The sequence below is a fragment of the Flavobacterium sp. MDT1-60 genome (assembly GCF_014844035.1).
GTDB lineage: Bacteria > Bacteroidota > Bacteroidia > Flavobacteriales > Flavobacteriaceae > Flavobacterium.
This window is the reverse complement of sequence record NZ_CP062159.1, coordinates 5,523,975-5,541,550: the sequence shown is the minus strand read 5'-3', so window position 1 is coordinate 5,541,550 and position 17,576 is coordinate 5,523,975. Positions and strand designations below refer to the sequence as shown.

Below are 17,576 nucleotides of genomic sequence, written 5' to 3'. Positions count from 1 at the left end.
GGCTGTCATAATTGACAGCCTTTCTTGTTTTGCAGATGTCACCCTGAGCGAAGTCGAGGGGTGCTCCAATTGGAACGAGGCTTCGACTTCGGTCAGCCTGACAAAAAACTGCATAAAAAAAACTTTGTCAAAGTTTTAACTTTGACAAAGCCTCTAAAAATCTTAGTATCTCAGCAACTCATAACCTTTGTTACTTTGAACCTATGTATCTTTGAATCTTCCTAAAGAAAATCTACGTCAGAAACTCCTTCATTAATCTTAATATCAGTCATTTTGATGTCTAATTCAAAACCAACATTCTGAATTAAATTAAAAGGAACTTTTACGCCTTTTACTTCTTTATAATCATTGAAATTCGTTATTTGAGTTGACGATTGCCCGCCTTGTTCACGAACTTTAGATTCTGCTACTTTTAAACCTGATTTCACATCATAGAAATAAGTAGTTTTCCCATCTTTAATAGCATAAGCATCGCTTCCGTTAATTGGTTCGATTGCATCTACTTTTAAATCGGTTCTTTTGCTTAGTTGTAATTCTTCAAATGGAGCGGCATTAGCTTTCATTTCGGCAAGATCGGTGCCTTCAAGATTTTTGCGTTGTCCTTGCTGTTCGATATAAGCACCTTTTTCATTTACCACTTGTTTCATTAAAGTCATCGTTCCCATTGCAAGTGAAACCATCATTTTTCCTTTTGAATCTAATTTAGAAGTAAAAGTCAAAGGTCCTGGAGCTTGTGGAACAGTGGTTGTTCCGTTCATTGCCAATGTTTTTACGGCTGAAACTGCTTTTTCTCCTCCAATGGCTTTAAGGTAATTTTCAAAAACTGTTTTTGCAGTAATTCCGGCTGGAGCTTCTTTTTTTATGACTGGTTTTTCAATTGAATTTCCATATTTGTCAAAATAGAAAATCGGAATTTGAAGTTTTTCTAAACCAGGAATAACGTCGGAGCCTTTTCCGGCAATCACAATTCGCATATTATCCAAAAGGAAATATTTGTTAGCTACGCGGTAAATATCATCAGCAGTAACTTTATTTATGGTCTGAATGTATTTTTCGTAGAAATCGGCCGGAAGTTTTTCAGTTTCGATGTTCAATGCATAACGCGCAACTGCTTGTGGTTTTTCAACCTGCATTACAAAACGTCCAATATATCCGGCTTTTACATTTTTTAATACATCTTCAGAAACTTTTTGAGTTCTGATTCTTTTAATTTCTTCCACAAATTGAACCACAGCACTATCTGTAACGGTATTTCTAACAGCAGATGAGGCTTTGAATTTGGTTACATATTTTCCGCTTCCAATGCTTGAACTTGCACCGTAAGTCCAGGCGTGTTTTTCGCGTAAATTCATGTTTAAATAACTATTGAAATCACCACCCAAAATTTGATTTGCAATTACAGCCGGGAAAAAATCAGGATCACTCATTCTTAAATTTACCGTATTTACCAATGAAATTTCAGATTGAACCGCATTCGGAACATCAACAAAATCAATTTGAAGTTTAGAAACATTCACAGGATCCGGATAAGCGTTTTTTGGAGCGTTTTGTTTTTTCCATCCACCAAAAAGTTTTTCAACTGCCTCTTTTGTTTCTTTAAATTTAATGTCACCAATAATAACTAAATAAGCATTTTCGGGAACGAAATAAGTAGCATAGTTTGCCTGAACATCAGCCAGGGTTACGTTTTTAACCGTTTCTTCAGAAAGATATTCTCCCGCAGGATGATTTTTTCCAAAAGCTAAAACATCAACGACACGATTGGCAATCGCCGGAACACTTTTTTCATCTGCTTTAAGTCCTTCAAGTAATTTTGCTTTTTCTTTATCAAATTCTGCTTGTGTGAAGTTTGGCTGCAAAGCACCTTCGGACAAAAGTTCTAAAACACGTCCTGAATATTTTGAAAGTGAACTTGCGTATGCACCTTGAGAAGTAAAATTGATGTTAGCGCCGTAAAAATCAATTTCCTCATTAAAAGCTTCTTTAGTGGTTTTTTTAGTTCCGTTTCCAATCAAACTGCTGGTTAATTCATCAACACCTTTTTTGCTTCCTTCAGTAAAAGGAGCATTGTCTAAAGTAAGATTGAAACTTACTCTTGGTAGTTTATGATTTTCAACCACCAGAACTTTCATGCCGTTTGCCAAAACAAAAGTTTGTGGTTTTTTGATGTTGACTACTGGTGAATTGCCTGGTTTTGGTTGTGGACGATCTTGTGCTTGCATAATTCCAGTTAGGAATAAAAGGATTAAAACTGTATGTATTTTTTTCATAATTCGATGCTCTTAATTTTGAACTTTTGTTGATGGAACATATTCTAAAACTAAACGTTGATTCGGATTTAGATACTTCTTGGCAACCTCTCTTATCTCTTCTCTTGTTATAGAGTGATACAAATCAATTTCTGTATTGATAAGATTTACATCTCCATAAAGTAAGTAGTAAGAAGCCAAATTTTCGGCAATTCCTTCTACAGTCGCATTTGCATTCACAAAATTATTATCGAATTTATTTTGCAATTTTTCATAGTCTTTTTCAGAAATCAAATCGGTTTGGATTTTTACAATTTCTTCATCCATTTCTTTTAAAATGTCAGCCATGGTATACGTTCCCATTGGTAAACCATATAAAATGTACATTCCGTAATCTTCCTGGCTAAAGCCTACAGCACCAATTTGAAGTGCCATTTTTTTATCATCAACTATTTTTTTGTACAATTTTGAACTTTTTCCATCACTTAAATAGGAAGATATTAAATCTAAAACCCTGGCATCTCTGGTTTTCATTGATGGAGTTCTGTAAGAGGCAATCACCATCGGAATCTGAATATTTGGATCCTCGTAAGTCGCTTTTATTGTTTTATTAATGGGTTCTTCAACAAAAGTTTGTTTTTTAACCACTTCGCCTTTCGGAATTGGTCCAAAATATTTTTGAATCCATTCTTTGGTTTTGGTTTTATCAAAATCTCCTGCAACTACTAAAACCGCATTATTCGGGGTGTAGAATTTTTTATTGAAAGCCTGAAATTCTTCCAAAGTTGCAGCATCTAAATCTTTCATAGAACCGATGGTGGTCCATCGATACGGGTGATTTTTAAACATGTTTTCCTTTACAACAGGCAAAATGTTTCCATAAGGCTGATTATCGTAACGCATTCTTTTCTCTTCTTTTACAACTTCATTTTGCGTATCGACACCAATTTTATTGATAATTGGATGCATTAATCTTTCAGATTCCATCCATAAACCCAACTCTAAACTGTTTGATGGAAAAACTTCATAATAATAGGTTCTGTCGTCAGAAGTATTGGCGTTGTTAACTCCGCCATTTGCAGTAACAATTTTCATCCACTCACCACGTTTGATATTTTGAGTTCCTTCAAATAATAAATGTTCAAAGAAATGCGCAAAACCTGTTCGGTCCGGACGCTCGTCTTTTGATCCAACATGATACATTACCGACGTAATGACAACCGGAGCAGAAGGATCGTTATGCAAAATCACATGCATACCATTATCTAAATTGTATTCTTCAAAAGCTACTTTTTGAGCATGAGCAACTCCGCCGAGCATTAGTGCAGCACTTAACATCATTATTGAATTTTTCATAGAGATTAATAATTTATATTTACCTAAATAAATAGGTAGCCAAGAGTTGATTATAGTTACATCAAAAATAAGTTTTTTTAGTTACGTATTAGGAATCTGTGTTGATTTTGATGATACTTTAACAATCTTTTACTCCTAATTCTCTTTTTTTTGAAGTCAAAACGCCTTGAAAAACAGACTTTAAGACGAAATAAATATTTTTAGAATAAGAGATTGCACAGTAAATTTTTAATTGTATATTTGCAACCTTAAAAATCAATAAATCAATTTGGTATGTATGCAATCGTAGAGATAGCAGGGCAACAATTTAAAGTAAGCAAAGACTTAAAGGTTTATGTTAACCGTTTGACTAACGAAGAAGGTTCAAGTATTTCATTTGACAAAGTTCTTTTATTAGACGATAACGGAAACGTAACTTTAGGCGCCCCAGCTATAGAAGGTGCTTCAGTAGAAGCTAAAGTGTTACAACACTTAAAAGGAGATAAAGTAATCGTTTTCAAAAAGAAAAGAAGAAAAGGTTACAAAAAGAGAAATGGTCACAGACAATATCTTACTCAAATTGTAATTGAAGGTATTACTGCAGCAGGCGGAACTAAAAAAGCAGCAGCTAAAAAAGCGGTTGTAGCAGAAGATGCTCCGGCAACTGAAGTTGAAGCAGCTCCAAAAGTAAAAAAAGCAGCAGCTCCAAAAGCAAAAAAAGAAGCTACTAAAGAATAATAACAATATTTAAACTCATACGTCATGGCTCACAAGAAAGGTGTCGGTAGTTCGAAGAATGGTAGAGAATCAGAATCAAAACGTTTAGGCGTTAAGATTTTTGGTGGACAAGCTGCTATTGCTGGGAACATCATCGTTAGACAAAGAGGTTCAAAACATAATCCAGGTGAGAACGTTTACATCAGTAAAGATCACACACTACACGCAAGAGTAGCTGGAGTTGTTAAGTTCCAAAAGAAAAAAGATAACAAATCTTATGTATCTATTCTTCCATTCGAAGCATAATCATTAAGACTACTTATTATAAAACCCGTTCTGAAAAGAGCGGGTTTTTTGTTTTTCTATAAAATTGAAATTTGATTATCGGTGTATATAAACTAATAAACGGTAAAATTTATTCTTTTATTATCGAAGGCAATATATAATCAAGTACTATTTTATCTGCTTGAGGATGTCCGTAAGGTTTGTTGTAAGCTTTTGAAGTGATAATGATGACCAGAGGAAGATCTTTGAAAATTATAAATTCGTTTCCTCCATTTCCGGCACAATAATAGGTTTCATAATTTTTGTCTTCAAAAGAAAAAGCCTTATTCCAAAACAAATAACCATAAAATTGATTTTCTCTTTCCGGGATTTGAATCTGATGTTTTAGAGTTTTTTGAACCCAGTCAGTCGAAATAATTTGTTTATCATTCCACATGCCATTATTTTTATATAATTGAGCATATTTAGCATAATCAAGTGAGGTCATTTGTAGACTACCTGCTGTATTTGGTACTTTTTGCGGTGTGTATTGCCATTTATAATTTGTTATGTTTAGTGGTTTAAAAAGCTTTTTATCAGCATAATTTTCTAATCCTTCAGGAACAGATTTATTTAGAATGTCGCCTAATAAAACTACGCCGGCTGTAAAATAATCCCATTTGTTACCATTGGTTTTAGATTTATCCACAGGTAAATCTAAAGTAAATTTTACCCAATTGTCTGTAGGATACATATTCTCTTCGTTTCCGGGAGAATCACTATTTTTATCAGAACCATCAAATGCTGAACTCATTGTAAGTAAATCTCTTATTTTAACGCTGTCTTTTTTAACATCATAATTTATAAATTCCTTTAAATTATAAAACTTGTTTAAGGTTTGATTTTCGTTTTTGATATAACCATCGTTTATAGCAATTCCCATTAATGTTGATGCAAAAGATTTCCCTGCTGATCGGGTGTCATGCAAGCTATTTCTGTCGGTATCATTAAAATACTCTTCCAACAATAATTTTTTATCATAAATGACAACGACACTTGTTATCTCTTTCAAACTATAATTTGCAATATCAGTATTAAGCTTCTCAATCTTTTTTTTGTCAAAAGGAAAATTGGAGATTTCCCAATCGCTGTTTGGCAGTATAGGTTGAACTGCGATTTGTTCGGCTGTTAGTTTAGGCGTTTTTAGAATCAGCTGAATTTCTCCTTTTGCTATTAGATCTCCAGTTTTAATAGCATCATTTTTGTCATTTTTAAGATAAGGCCGAATTTCGATTTTGAGTTTATGTATGCCCTCAGTCAAAGCTTTTTCTCCGCCATTAAGTTTAAATCTGTCCCACATATACATCGCCCACCAGTCTTCTCCTTTTGAACTGGTAAGAGGAACTCTAAATGTTGTTGAAGTATTTTTGTTGTCTCCTGATCCAAAATTGCAGCCGTAATTAATGTTTTCTTTATAGATAAACTTATCATCAATATAAAACGAAAATTGAAGGTTTCCTGTTTGCAGAAGCTTTTCTGCGGATAAATGAGGATTTAATTGATGCAGATAATTTATAACAGAATTATTCATAAAAACCCTGATGTTTAAATCTGATTTACGAGTTAGTTCGAAAGATTTCAGAAAATCAGATTCCTTATATTGATTTAAAGGAATATTTCCATTCATAAAAGTAATCTTGCCGATATTGTTTTTGTGCAACTCAGTTGTGATTCCATCAGTTTTAATCAGATCATTATTTTGTGCCGAAATAATACTGGTTAAAAATAGTATTGATGCTAAAAGGATTCGTTTTACCATGTGATTTTTATAAGAGTTAAAATGCAAAACTACGTCAGGGTAAATTCAGAAAATTGTACAGAATTAACATCTGTCTTATTTTTTGAAAAGTAATTTTTTATGTTCGGAAGGATTTAAACCGTTTATTTCCCTGAAAGATCTGGTCAGGTGACTTTGGTCGGAAAATCCACATTCATAGGCAATTTCCGTTAGAGATTTGTTTTGCAATGCAATTAAGGACAATGCTTTTTCTACTTTTAGTTTGCGAATATATTCGCCTAAATTGCAATGAAAATATTTAGAAAAATCTCTTGAAAGATGAATGGGATGTATGTTTAGCAGTTTAGACAAATAATCGAGTGTGATCGTTTCAGTGAATTGATCATGAAGAATTTCATCAATCATTAAAACCCATTTTGGATTTTTATGTAAAATTGACTGAGAATCACCATTTAATTTTGATAGTATTTCAATCAATAAAGTTTGAGTAGAAAGATCAGACTGGGAATCATCAATTTTAGTTGCTCTGAAAATTTGATACATCAAAAGTTTAATGTCCGGATTGTGAATAGTAGCACTTCCTTGCAGATTGTCACTATTCAGAGTCAAATCATCAAACCATTGTTTTTCAATTTCAAGATGAAAACCTCTCGTAAAACCATCTGGTTTAATATTGTAATGAGCTTCCTGCCAATTGTGAAAAAGCAAACTCCCCGGGCTGCAATTGTAAACTTCTTTTTTATTACCTTCTATAACATTTCCCTGAAGGATAAATGTGAAATAAGCATGTTCATGATAATGCCAGTCTACTTTAGGATGTGTATAAACGGTATCTGTCAACGTTATTCCGTCAAGCGAAATCGTTTTGTTAGTCTGACCGTAAAATTCTCCCTTTTTGGAATGTTTCATGATTATAGTTTGCCTGTCGATTTTTGATTTGAAAATCAAAGCTATAAATATAATTTATAATAAAATAAAAAACCTGCTCATAATAAACAGGTTTCTAGTGTTTTAATTTGTATAATTTTCTTATTCCAAAAAGTCAGAGATTGGAATTTGGAATTTTATTATTGGAATTTCTATTACTCCGTATCTTTCGTTTCTTCCAAATCCTGAGATTTTCGTCCCACTTTTATTTTTGGATTATCCTGCGTTCCGGTAACAGTAAGCGGAATTCCGAAGATTCCTAGCGGAGGAAGTCCTAATCGCATTTTTAAGTTCAATTTTCCGTCTAAACTTGTTGTGCCTTCAATTCTTGGTCTGAAGCCTGCAAACTTAAATTTAAAACGCTCTACTGTCATGATGTTATTTTTGATAGTAGTTTTAATGTCTACTTTCGAAAGATCAGGGTTTTTCATGGCGTCAGAACTTGTTTCTTTACTAACGGCATTGAACATTTTTAATCCTCTAACTTTTACATCTTTTACAGAAAGTGTTCCGCCGCCAATTAAAGATGGGTAAACGGGTTTCATATTTCCGTTTAAACGACCTTTTAATTGATAATCTAAAGAAACAATTCCTTGTGCTTTTTCGGCAGCACTGGCCATTTTTCTAAAAACTTCAATTTCGTTATACGCTCTTTTAATGTCAAAATCAGAAGCTTTAATGTTGTAGTCGAAATTTGCTTTTTGAGGAGTGACGGCTTGATAATTGGCATTCATAACTACATTGCAACCAATTAAATTGAAACCAGTATTCTTCATTGTCAATTTCCCTTTATTCATGCTTAAATTTCCAACTGCGTTTTGAAGATTAAGTTTGTCAAAATTTACTTTTTGAGCGTTCGCTGTAAATTGCAAATTCAGATTTGTTGGAATAATGATAACGCCAGTTCCTTTTGCTTCGGTTGGTTTTGTCTCTGTCTTTGATGCAGGAGTTTTTGTCACAGAAGCGTCAGCAGTTGTATTCGACATAAACTCATCAACGTTAATATATCGAGAAGTTGTATTGAAAGAACCTTTTAAAACGCTCGTATTAGTTGTTGCGTAGTTAAAAACATTTTGCAGATATCCATTCATTTTAAAATCAGATTGGCCATATGAAGCTAAAAAGTTATTGAACGACATTTTATCCTGATTGATTTTGAAAACACCTTCTTTAATAATGAATTTCTTCGGAAGATATTCAGATGTAATTCCAATATTTCTTAGTTCAAGTGTTCCTTTGTTGTATAGTTTGCTGTAATTTCCTTTTTCGGCATCGCTTTGTTTGCCTTTCAAAACTAAATCAGCTTTTACAAAACCGTCTAAATCAAGTCCTTTTTGAGAGAAAACTTTATAGATTTTGTTGACATCCAATTCTCCTTTTGCTTTGATATCATAAGTCAAATCATCAAAATTGCTTAAATCGGCTTCAACAAAGACAGGTTTTCCTTCAAAAGTAAATTGAGCAGGTTTTAGGCTAATTTTTAAACCATCAAAAGTTCCTTTTTGATTTTCTATTTTTGATTTTACAATAATATTGCTGATTGGATTTGGATAATATTTGGTTTTTATATAGCCATTTTCCAAATCAATAATTCCGCGTGTAATGGGAAATAGTTTGTTTTTTTGATCAAATTTTCCATTTGTTTTTACATCGCCAACTAAACTTCCTTTTAGCTCTAAATCAGGAATTCCAAGAGCTTTGGTTAGTTTTTCCAGATCAATTCGGGCTTTAAAATCTCCATTAATATCCGGAGTATTCGCACCTTTTACATAAAATTTAGATTTTAGGTAATCCTTATTTATGTTTAAAGATAAATTTTTAGCATCAACAATTAAAAGATCCGGATTTAAGGATGGAACTTTAGTTTTTATATCCAGGTTCAGGTTAGAAACCGGAAAAGCACTTTTATTATAATTCACAAAGCCACTGTCTATTTTAATGTCTAAATTAAGATCTGGAGCTATGTTTTGAGAAGCAATATAATCTCCTTTTAGAGTAAAAAGCAAGTTTGTGTTTCCTTTTATTTCGGTTTTAGAAAGCCAGGTTACATATTTTGGAGGAAAAGCTGTAAAAACATCTTTCAGATTGCTGTTGTCCGATTTTATAACAAAATCCATGTTATAACCGTCTTTCAAAAAGTCAAACTTTCCTTTAAAATCAACCAAAAGTTGATTGATTTTTAAGTTATTCTGTTGAAAGAAAAAGGATAAGGAATTGACATTTACTTTGGTAATTAAATCAGCGTCAATCTTTTTATTCATTAAATAAGGTTCGCCTTCGTAAACTATATTTAGTTTTTCAATTTTAGCAACAGAATATAAATCAAAAACGGCCTTGTCTAAATTTCCTTTTCCTTTGTAATTAAATCCAAAGGCGTCAAAATGAACTTTTGTAGATTGGTCATCATAAATGATTTTACTATTCAGAATTTCAATTTGCTCCAGTTTTAAAGCTGTCTCGGTGCTGTCTTTTGGATTGGTAGTTTGAGACGAAGATTTGTAAACATTGTAGTTTGCTTCTCCTTTCGCATTTACTTTTACATTAATAAAGGAATCTGATAAGTATATCTGGTCAATTTTTACCGTTTTACTAAAAACTAAACTGGCAACATTTATTCCGAAAGAAACCTCTTTTGCGGTGATAAATTTTTCGTTTTTATATGGAGCTGATCCGTTAAGATTTAGGTCGCTTAAAGTTAAAGTCAACGACGGAAAATGATGAAAAAATGAAACAGAAACATCCGAATAGTTCAGTTCTGCACTCAGTTTTTCGTTGGCAGTTTTTTTAATTTGCTCTTTAATTGTGTCGGCAAAAATAATTGGTGTCAAGAAAAGCAATCCTAAAATAACGGCGAAGGTTATTCCTAAATACTTAGCGATTTTTAATAAAATGGACTTTGTCTTGCTTGTAGTCATAACAAATTGTAGTATTTAGATATAGATAAGATTCGGATAAGAAAATAATTTATCCGTGAACAGTTTCGTTTTTTCCGTAATTCGTAATAATCGAACCTTCATATTCAATCCATTCTTTCCAACGCTTGTCAACATCAACATTATCAGCATACTTTCTTGCAAATCCTAAAAAAGTGGTATAATGTCCGGCTTCAGAAATCATCAAATCACGGTAGAATTTTGCTAATTCTTCATCTTTTATATTTTCAGAAAGTACTTTAAAACGCTCACAGCTTCGAGCCTCAATCATTGCCGAAAATAATAAACGATCGCAAAGTGCGTCTTTTCGGCTTCCATCTTTCTTCATGAATTTAAAAAGTTCATTTACATAATGATCTTTTCTTTCACGTCCCAGAGTGAGTCCTCTTTTCTTAATAAGGTCATGAACCATTTGCAAATGTTCAAGTTCTTCTCTGGCAATAACAAGCATTTCGGTTACTAATTCCTCTAGTTCAGAGTTATAAGTAACTAAACTGATGGCGTTTGAAGCCGCTTTTTGCTCACACCAGGCATGATCCGTCAGAATTTCTTCGATGTTTGATTCGACTATATTTACCCAACGAGGGTCTGTGGCTAATTTTAATCCTAACATAATTTTATAGAAAAAAGTATTTTGCAAAATTAGTGTTTTTTTATGACCAAAAGTCAGTAAATATGGTGCAAATCCGCGCAAAATAGTATTATTTTGTAACTTGAAACAATTAAAATGAATCAGATAAAAAAACTTTTAATTATTGGTTTTGTTTGGCCCGAACCAAATTCGTCTGCGGCTGGTGGAAGAATGATGCAATTGATTTCTATTTTCAAAGAAAATGGATTTGAAATTACATTTGCAAGTCCGGCTTTAGACAGCGATTTTATGGTCGATTTATCTGAATTTGGAGTGGAGAAAAAATCAATCGAATTAAATAATTCCAGTTTTGATGATTTTATAAGGGATCTCAATCCGGATGTTGTTTTGTTTGATCGGTTTATGATTGAAGAGCAGTTTGGCTGGCGTGTGGCTGAAAATTGTCCAAAAGCAATTCGATTATTAGATACTGAAGATTTACATTGTTTGCGCGTTGCAAGGCAAAAAGCATTTAGAGAAAACCGAACTTTTGAGTTAAATGATTTATTATCAGAAGAAGTAGCAAAACGTGAAATTGCCAGTATTTTAAGATGCGATTTGTCTTTTATTATTTCTGAATTTGAAATGAATGTTTTGAAAGAGGTGTTTAAAATTGATTCGGATGTACTATATTATTTGCCATTTTTGGTTTACGAGATGTCTGATCTGGATCTTTTGAAATTGCCTTTATTTGAGGAACGCAAAAATTTTGTTTTTATCGGAAATTTTCTTCATGAACCCAACTGGAATACCGTTCAATATTTAAAAGAATCCATTTGGCCTTTGATTAAAAATCAATTTCCAGAAGCCGTTTTAGAAGTGTATGGCGCTTATCCATCGCAAAAAGTATTGCAATTACATCAATCAAAAAATAGTTTTTTTATTAAGGGAAGGGCAGTAGATGCAAATGAAGTGGTAAAAAATGCCAGAGTTGTTTTGGCACCAATTCGTTTTGGAGCAGGTTTAAAAGGAAAATTATTGGAAGCCATGCAATGCGGTACGCCAAGTATGACCACAACAATTGGTTCTGAGGCGATGTATGCGAATTTACCCTGGAATGGTTTTATTACAGATGATATTGAAACATTTGCTAAAAAAGCAGTTGCATTATATCATGATGAAAATTTGTGGAAACAATCTCAAAAAAATGGAGTTGCAATCGTCAATGAATGTTATCAGTTAAGTAAATACTCGACTGCTTTAATAACAAAAATCAATTCGTTGTTGAATGATTCTGAAAGCCATCGTCTTCAAAATTTTATGGGAAGTTTGTTGCAGCACCATACTTTAAAAAGCACCAAATACATGGCCAAATGGATCGAAGCTAAAAACAAAAATTAGCCTGCCATTTTTCCGAAACCAACCGTTTCGCGATACAATTGAGGCGAAACATCGGCGTTGGTTTTAAAAAACCGGCTGAAATAATGTTCGTCATCATAACCTAATTCGTAAGCGATTTCTTTTACCGTTTTATTGGTCATGTATAATTCTCTTTTGGCTTCAATGATGATTCTTTCCGCAATTAAATCGGTCAGGGTTTTATTGAAATAATTTTTGGATAATTTGGCTAAGGCTTTCGCCGAAATATTTAACATGTCAGCATAATTACCGGCAGAATGTTTGGTTTTGAAATTGTCTTCAATAGCGTCTTTTAGATTCTGAAGAATAAAAGGTTCTTTAGAATTCGGAATTGATTTCATTTCTTCCAGTTGCTGATTTTTTAATCTTGAAGCTGTTATTAAAAAGATTTTCAAATAAGAAACCAAAGATTCATATTGCGCCAGGTCAGTGTTTTGAATTTCATTTTTCATCTGATCCAAAACCATTTTAAAAGTAACAGAAGCTTCCTCAGTAATTTTGACAAATGGAGGCTGATAAACATTATTAAATAAAACGCCGCTACAGGAAACCTCTTTTTGATGCGTATGAATGCAGTAAAAATCTGGATGAAAATGAATCGCAATTCCTTCAATTGGTTCGCTTACGCAAAGCATAAAAGGTTGGTAAGGCGAGAAGGCGAGGAGTGAGTTTTCTTGAAAATAATGTTCTGCAAAATCTGCTTTTACCTTTCCTTTTCCTTTCGTTACCCATATTAAAGAGAAAAAATTATTACGCTGCAAATGATCAAAATGACTGTTGTCATCAAATGGAAGTATTTTGAAAGCCAGATTACCAGTTTGTGGATTTATTAGTGTAAAAACATTTTGATTGCTCATAATCTTTGACATTTAAAAATATAAAGATAGTCATGAATGAATTCACAACTATCTTTATAAATTGCTTTTTGCTGAATTAGTTTTGTAGTTCTAAACTTGGAACTGCAGGGAAATCAATTTCAGTGTTGGCTGTGTTGTTGAAATAGTTGGTTAAAACATTCAAAGCAACGTGAGCAACAGTTTCTGCAATTTCAGCATCTGAAACTCCTGCATTTTTTACTGCATCTACATCTTCGTTGCTTACTAAACCATTTTTACTTACTAATGTTTTAGCGAATTTTAAAATTGCATCAGTTTTTGCATCGGCTGAATCTCCTGTTCTTGCATCTTGTAAAACTTGTGGATCAGTTTTTAATAATTTTCCTCCAATGAAAGTGTGAGCTGCTACGCAATAATCACAAGAATTTTTTTCTGAAATTGTTAAGGCTAATAATTCGCCGGTTCTTGCGCTTAATTTTCCGTGACTCAAAGCACCGCTTAAGTTTAAATAGCCTTCCAGTACTGCCGGAGAATTTCCCATTGTTCTCATCATGTTTGGAACAACTCCTAGTTTAGCTTGTACAGCGTTGAATAAATCTTTTGTTTTTCCTGTTACTTCTTCTGGGTTTAATGCTGTTAATCGTGTCATTTTATTTAATTTTTTTATGTTATTATTTATTTGTTGTCTTTTGACACTACAAAGGTGCGACGATTACAGATTTTAGAACATGGAGAATTAACGCTATGTGATGGATAATTTTCCCTCAGTCATTTAAAACAAAAAAATCCCCGATTACATATCGTAATCGAGGATTTTTTTTTAGTCTCAGTCTCAGTTTTCAGTCTCAGTGGGAATAAACGTTAAGCTGTAATCTTAAAAACTGAGACTGCGACTGAAGACTATTTTAAAACGCCTTCAACTGCTTGTACAGTTGTGGCATGATATCCGGATTTTGCCTTGTCAAACATCTGTTTTGCCCAAACTTTTCCTTCAGGAGTTTTTACCAATTCTTTATAAAGTGACATCAATGAACCCGTTCTGCTTGTTGCAATCATAAACTGCTCGATTGCAGGATAAGCCGTTTTATACTGATGACGTATTGCCTGAATGAACCATTGACGTTTAATAACGAAGTTTCCATTTTTAGTAAAACTGAATTCATTATCAATTGAAGTCATTTCTTCAGCAGTAATATCCGCTGGTAAGTAATCTATAAAATGCTGTTTTTCTGTAGTTGATTTTATTTTTTGACTCAATCCTTTAATGCCGGTTGTTCTCCAGTTTTTCTGGATATTATCTATTGCTGTAAAATCTTCAGAAGAAACAGCAGTAATATTTGACGGAACTCCCGGTTTATAAATCCAATCATCTAATTTGATTTTATCAGCCAGAGCTTTGTCATCTTTAATAAGATTTTCTTTTAGATATTTTACAAAGTCTTCTGTTGTAATAGATTGAAAAGCATGTGCATCAAAATAATTTTTAATAAATGGATCGAATTTTTCACGTCCAACAGCTTGTTCAAGTACTTTTAAGAAGTTGTATCCTTTTACATAAGGAATTTGACTAATGCCATCATCCGGGTTTCTGTTTGTAAGACTTACTTTTAATCTTGTATCTGGATTTGTTGTCCCATATTCAGCGATATTATCGTCCAAATCTTTACGAGTTAAAACATCCTGCATTTCAGCTTCTTTTTTGCCGAAAATTTCTTCTCCAATTCTGTGTTCAACATAAGTTGTGAATCCTTCATTTAACCAAATATCATCCCAGGTTGCATTGGTAACTAAGTTTCCACTCCAACTATGGCCTAGTTCATGAGCCAATAAACTTGTCAATGAACGATCGCCTGCGATAACGCCAGGAGTTAAGAAAGTCAGGTTTGGATTTTCCATTCCGCCATAAGGAAAACTTGGAGGTAAAACCAAGACATCATAGCGTCCCCAACGGTATGGACCGTAAAGTTTTTCAGCAGCATGAACCATTTTTCCTAGTTCAGCAAATTCCCAGGCTGCTTTATTTATTAAAGAAGGTTCCGCGTAAACACCAGTTCTATTGTCAATTGATTTGAATTCAATATCTCCAACAGCAATTGCCATTAAATAAGACGGAATTGCTTTGTCTTGTTTAAAAGTATAAACGCCGATATCATTCTTTTTCTGCGGATTTACTGAAGCGCTCATTACAGCCATTAAATCTTTAGGAACCGTAACTTTTGCATTATAAGTAAAACGGATTCCCGGAGAATCCTGACATGGAATCCATGTGCGTGACCAAATGCTTTCTCCCTGAGAGAATAAAAAAGGTTTCTTTTTATCCGCAGTTTGTTGTGGATTCAACCACTGGAGTGCAATAGCATCTTTGGTTGTGCTATAATAGATATTTACTTTAGTTGTGTTTGGCTCAATTGTAATGTGAAGTGGTTTTCCGTGGAATTCAACTTCCTTTCCAAGTTCAAATTTGGTTTCTTTTTCTTCGTCTCCTAAAGTTACTTTGGTAATGTTAAGAGTATTCTCGTCGAAGATAATTTCATTTCCTTTGCTTACATTATCAATTTTCCAGGAAGCTTTTCCTGAAATAGTCTGTGTGCCAAAATCAACTTTGATGTCGAGATCTAAATGTTTTACTACAGCAAGTTCTGGTTTAGAGAAAGTATGTTCGTCTGTAACAACTGCTGGTTTTTCGGTTTGATCTTTTTTCTGGCAGGCAATTGCTGTCAGAAATAAAGTTACAAGCATTAGTTTTTTCATTTTATGAAGTATTGAATTTTGAGGATGAAATTAAATAAAAAATCCCGTTTTGCGTAAACAAAACGGGATTTAAATATAAATTACCTTCTCCCGAAGCCTCGGGACGCTCAGGTTGACAAAGAGTTATGCCAACATTGTAACTGGGCTTTCGATGTATTGTTTTAATGTTTGTAAGAACTGAGCGCCAGTTGCACCGTCAATTGTTCTGTGGTCACAAGCTAATGATAACATCATTGTGTTTCCAACTACAATCTGACCGTTTTTAACTACTGGTTTCTCAACAATAGCACCTACAGAAAGGATAGCAGAGTTTGGTTGGTTGATAATTGAATTGAATTCAGTGATACCAAACATTCCAAGGTTAGATACTGTAAAAGTACTTCCTTCCATTTCTTGTGGTCCTAATTTTTTGTTTTTAGCTCTTCCTGCAAGATCTCTTACTGAAGCACCAATTTGAGATAAACTCATAGCATCTGTAAATTTCAATACAGGAACTACTAATCCGTCTTCAACAGCTACGGCGACTCCAATATTAACGTGGTGGTTGATGATGATAGCATCTTCTTTCCATTGAGAGTTAATTTTTGGATGTTTTTTCAAGGCTAAAGCACAAGCTTTAATTACCATATCGTTGAAAGATACTTTTGTATCAGGAACAGTATTGATTGTCGCTCTTGCGCCCATTGCTTCGTCCATACTTACTTCGATCACTAAGTTGTAGTGAGGTGCAGTAAATAATGATTCAGCAAGACGTTTTGCGATAATTTTACGCATTTGAGAGTTTTTGATCTCTTCTGTGAAAACTTCTCCGGCAGGAACAAATACTTTTGGAGCAGCAGGAGCAGTGGCTTCTTGCGGTTTAGCAGCAGAAGTTGCAGCAGGCTGAGTTTGTGCAGATGGAGTAAAGTTTTCAATATCGCTTTTAACGATACGTCCGTTTTCTCCAGATCCTTTAACCTGAGTTAATTGGATTCCTTTGTCAGAAGCAATTTTCTTAGCTAATGGTGAAGCTAAGATTCTTCCTCCGTTTGATGAAGTATCAGCAGTTGCTTCAGTTGCTTTTTCAGCAGCAGGGGCAGCTTTTTCTTCAGTTGCAGGAGCACTTGCAGTTGCAGCACCTCCGGCAGTATAGTTTTCAGCAATTCCGGAAATATCAGTTCCGGCAGGTCCAATGATTGCTAATAAGCTATCAACAGGAGCTGTATTTCCTTCCTGAATTCCAATGTATAATAATGTTCCTTCATTGAAAGACTCAAACTCCATTGTAGCTTTGTCTGTTTCAATTTCAGCTAAAATATCGCCTTCAGCAACAGCATCACCTACTTTTTTCAACCAGGTTGCAACTGTTCCTTCTGTCATTGTATCACTCAAACGAGGCATAGTTACAACTACAACACCTTTAGGTAATACAGCAGCAGCTTTTGCAGGAGCAGCAGTTTCTGTTTTTACTTCAGCAGCAGGAGCAGCTTCTGCTTTTGGAGCTTCGGCAGCAGGTGCATCACCACCAGCCAATAAAGCTGAAATGTCTTCTCCTTCGTTTCCAATAATTGCTAATAATGAATCAACAGGAGCAGTTTCTCCAGCCTGAATTCCAATATGTAAAAGAGTTCCTTCGTTAAAAGATTCGAACTCCATTGTTGCTTTGTCTGTTTCAATTTCAGCAAGGATATCTCCTTCACTGATTTTGTCGCCTACTTTTTTTAACCAAGTCGCTACCGTTCCTTCCGTCATAGTATCGCTCAAACGAGGCATTGTTACTTTTATCGCCATAATATA

At 33.9% G+C, this 17,576-nt stretch carries 13 protein-coding genes; 3 read left to right on the top strand and 10 right to left on the bottom strand.

Features of this window, described 5'->3' with window-relative positions; all coding sequences use genetic code 11:
* Nucleotides 1-221 precede the first annotated feature (221 nt).
* Both IHE43_RS23300 and IHE43_RS23295 read right to left on the bottom strand, forming a co-directional pair.
* Nucleotides 222-2,270, bottom strand: a complete 2,049-nt coding sequence (locus IHE43_RS23300) for a pitrilysin family protein (RefSeq protein WP_192186094.1) — start codon at nucleotides 2,268-2,270, stop codon at nucleotides 222-224.
* A 12-nt stretch (nucleotides 2,271-2,282) separates the two neighbouring features.
* A complete protein-coding gene (locus tag IHE43_RS23295) occupies nucleotides 2,283-3,605 on the bottom strand; it encodes a pitrilysin family protein (protein ID WP_192186093.1) in 1,323 nt (440 codons plus the stop codon).
* Nucleotides 3,606-3,878: 273 nt separating this feature from the next.
* On the opposite strand from IHE43_RS23295, the gene rplU reads away from it, so the two are divergent.
* Both rplU and rpmA read left to right on the top strand, forming a co-directional pair.
* Entirely contained in the window at nucleotides 3,879-4,322 is a 444-nt protein-coding gene (gene rplU / locus IHE43_RS23290) for a 50S ribosomal protein L21 (protein ID WP_192186092.1), read from the top strand.
* A 24-nt stretch (nucleotides 4,323-4,346) separates the two neighbouring features.
* Nucleotides 4,347-4,607 (top strand): 50S ribosomal protein L27, encoded by a 261-nt coding sequence (rpmA, locus tag IHE43_RS23285; RefSeq protein WP_017497241.1) that lies wholly within the window; start codon nucleotides 4,347-4,349, stop codon nucleotides 4,605-4,607.
* A gap of 109 nt (nucleotides 4,608-4,716) precedes the next feature.
* Here the strand turns inward: rpmA and IHE43_RS23280 are convergent, their stop codons facing one another.
* The 4 genes from IHE43_RS23280 to IHE43_RS23265 form a co-directional block, all read right to left on the bottom strand.
* Nucleotides 4,717-6,384 carry a serine hydrolase gene (locus IHE43_RS23280; RefSeq protein ID WP_192186091.1) on the bottom strand — a complete coding sequence of 556 codons (1,668 nt, stop codon included), beginning with the start codon at nucleotides 6,382-6,384 and terminating at the stop codon, nucleotides 4,717-4,719.
* Nucleotides 6,385-6,459: 75 nt separating this feature from the next.
* Complete coding sequence (locus IHE43_RS23275; RefSeq protein WP_192186090.1) at nucleotides 6,460-7,272, bottom strand: AraC family transcriptional regulator; 813 nt, start codon at nucleotides 7,270-7,272, stop codon at nucleotides 6,460-6,462.
* Nucleotides 7,273-7,445: 173 nt separating this feature from the next.
* Nucleotides 7,446-10,205, bottom strand: a complete 2,760-nt coding sequence (locus tag IHE43_RS23270) for an AsmA family protein (RefSeq protein WP_192186089.1) — start codon at nucleotides 10,203-10,205, stop codon at nucleotides 7,446-7,448.
* A 49-nt stretch (nucleotides 10,206-10,254) separates the two neighbouring features.
* Nucleotides 10,255-10,836, bottom strand: a complete 582-nt coding sequence (locus tag IHE43_RS23265; RefSeq protein WP_026983805.1) for a tRNA-(ms[2]io[6]A)-hydroxylase — start codon at nucleotides 10,834-10,836, stop codon at nucleotides 10,255-10,257.
* A 114-nt stretch (nucleotides 10,837-10,950) separates the two neighbouring features.
* On the opposite strand from IHE43_RS23265, the gene IHE43_RS23260 reads away from it, so the two are divergent.
* Nucleotides 10,951-12,195, top strand: coding sequence for a glycosyltransferase family 4 protein (locus IHE43_RS23260; RefSeq protein ID WP_192186088.1), 1,245 nt, complete (start codon nucleotides 10,951-10,953; stop codon nucleotides 12,193-12,195).
* On the opposite strand, the gene IHE43_RS23255 is transcribed toward IHE43_RS23260, so the two are convergent.
* The 4 genes from IHE43_RS23255 to IHE43_RS23240 all read right to left on the bottom strand — a co-directional run bounded on the left by IHE43_RS23255 (nucleotide 12,192) and on the right by IHE43_RS23240 (nucleotide 17,570).
* Nucleotides 12,192-13,070, bottom strand: coding sequence for a helix-turn-helix domain-containing protein (locus IHE43_RS23255; protein WP_192186087.1), 879 nt, complete (start codon nucleotides 13,068-13,070; stop codon nucleotides 12,192-12,194). The two genes, IHE43_RS23260 and IHE43_RS23255, sit on opposite strands and share 4 nt — an antisense overlap.
* A gap of 76 nt (nucleotides 13,071-13,146) precedes the next feature.
* Complete coding sequence (locus tag IHE43_RS23250; protein ID WP_192186086.1) at nucleotides 13,147-13,698, bottom strand: carboxymuconolactone decarboxylase family protein; 552 nt, start codon at nucleotides 13,696-13,698, stop codon at nucleotides 13,147-13,149.
* Between the two features lie 251 nt (nucleotides 13,699-13,949).
* A complete protein-coding gene (locus tag IHE43_RS23245; RefSeq protein WP_192186085.1) occupies nucleotides 13,950-15,800 on the bottom strand; it encodes a hydrolase/aminopeptidase in 1,851 nt (616 codons plus the stop codon).
* 123 nt (nucleotides 15,801-15,923) lie between these two features.
* On the bottom strand, nucleotides 15,924-17,570 hold the full coding sequence (locus IHE43_RS23240) for a dihydrolipoamide acetyltransferase family protein (RefSeq protein ID WP_192186084.1): 1,647 nt from the start codon (nucleotides 17,568-17,570) through the stop codon (nucleotides 15,924-15,926).
* Nucleotides 17,571-17,576 lie beyond the last annotated feature (6 nt).

Coding starts and splice junctions, on each gene's coding strand:
- IHE43_RS23300 (WP_192186094.1), bottom strand. CDS start 2,270: ATGAAAAAAATACATACAGTTTTAATCCTTTTATTCCTAACTGGAATT.
- IHE43_RS23295 (WP_192186093.1), bottom strand. CDS start 3,605: ATGAAAAATTCAATAATGATGTTAAGTGCTGCACTAATGCTCGGCGGA.
- rplU (WP_192186092.1), top strand. CDS start 3,879: ATGTATGCAATCGTAGAGATAGCAGGGCAACAATTTAAAGTAAGCAAA.
- rpmA (WP_017497241.1), top strand. CDS start 4,347: ATGGCTCACAAGAAAGGTGTCGGTAGTTCGAAGAATGGTAGAGAATCA.
- IHE43_RS23280 (WP_192186091.1), bottom strand. CDS start 6,384: ATGGTAAAACGAATCCTTTTAGCATCAATACTATTTTTAACCAGTATT.
- IHE43_RS23275 (WP_192186090.1), bottom strand. CDS start 7,272: ATGAAACATTCCAAAAAGGGAGAATTTTACGGTCAGACTAACAAAACG.
- IHE43_RS23270 (WP_192186089.1), bottom strand. CDS start 10,205: ATGACTACAAGCAAGACAAAGTCCATTTTATTAAAAATCGCTAAGTAT.
- IHE43_RS23265 (WP_026983805.1), bottom strand. CDS start 10,836: ATGTTAGGATTAAAATTAGCCACAGACCCTCGTTGGGTAAATATAGTC.
- IHE43_RS23260 (WP_192186088.1), top strand. CDS start 10,951: ATGAATCAGATAAAAAAACTTTTAATTATTGGTTTTGTTTGGCCCGAA.
- IHE43_RS23255 (WP_192186087.1), bottom strand. CDS start 13,070: ATGAGCAATCAAAATGTTTTTACACTAATAAATCCACAAACTGGTAAT.
- IHE43_RS23250 (WP_192186086.1), bottom strand. CDS start 13,698: ATGACACGATTAACAGCATTAAACCCAGAAGAAGTAACAGGAAAAACA.
- IHE43_RS23245 (WP_192186085.1), bottom strand. CDS start 15,800: ATGAAAAAACTAATGCTTGTAACTTTATTTCTGACAGCAATTGCCTGC.
- IHE43_RS23240 (WP_192186084.1), bottom strand. CDS start 17,570: ATGGCGATAAAAGTAACAATGCCTCGTTTGAGCGATACTATGACGGAA.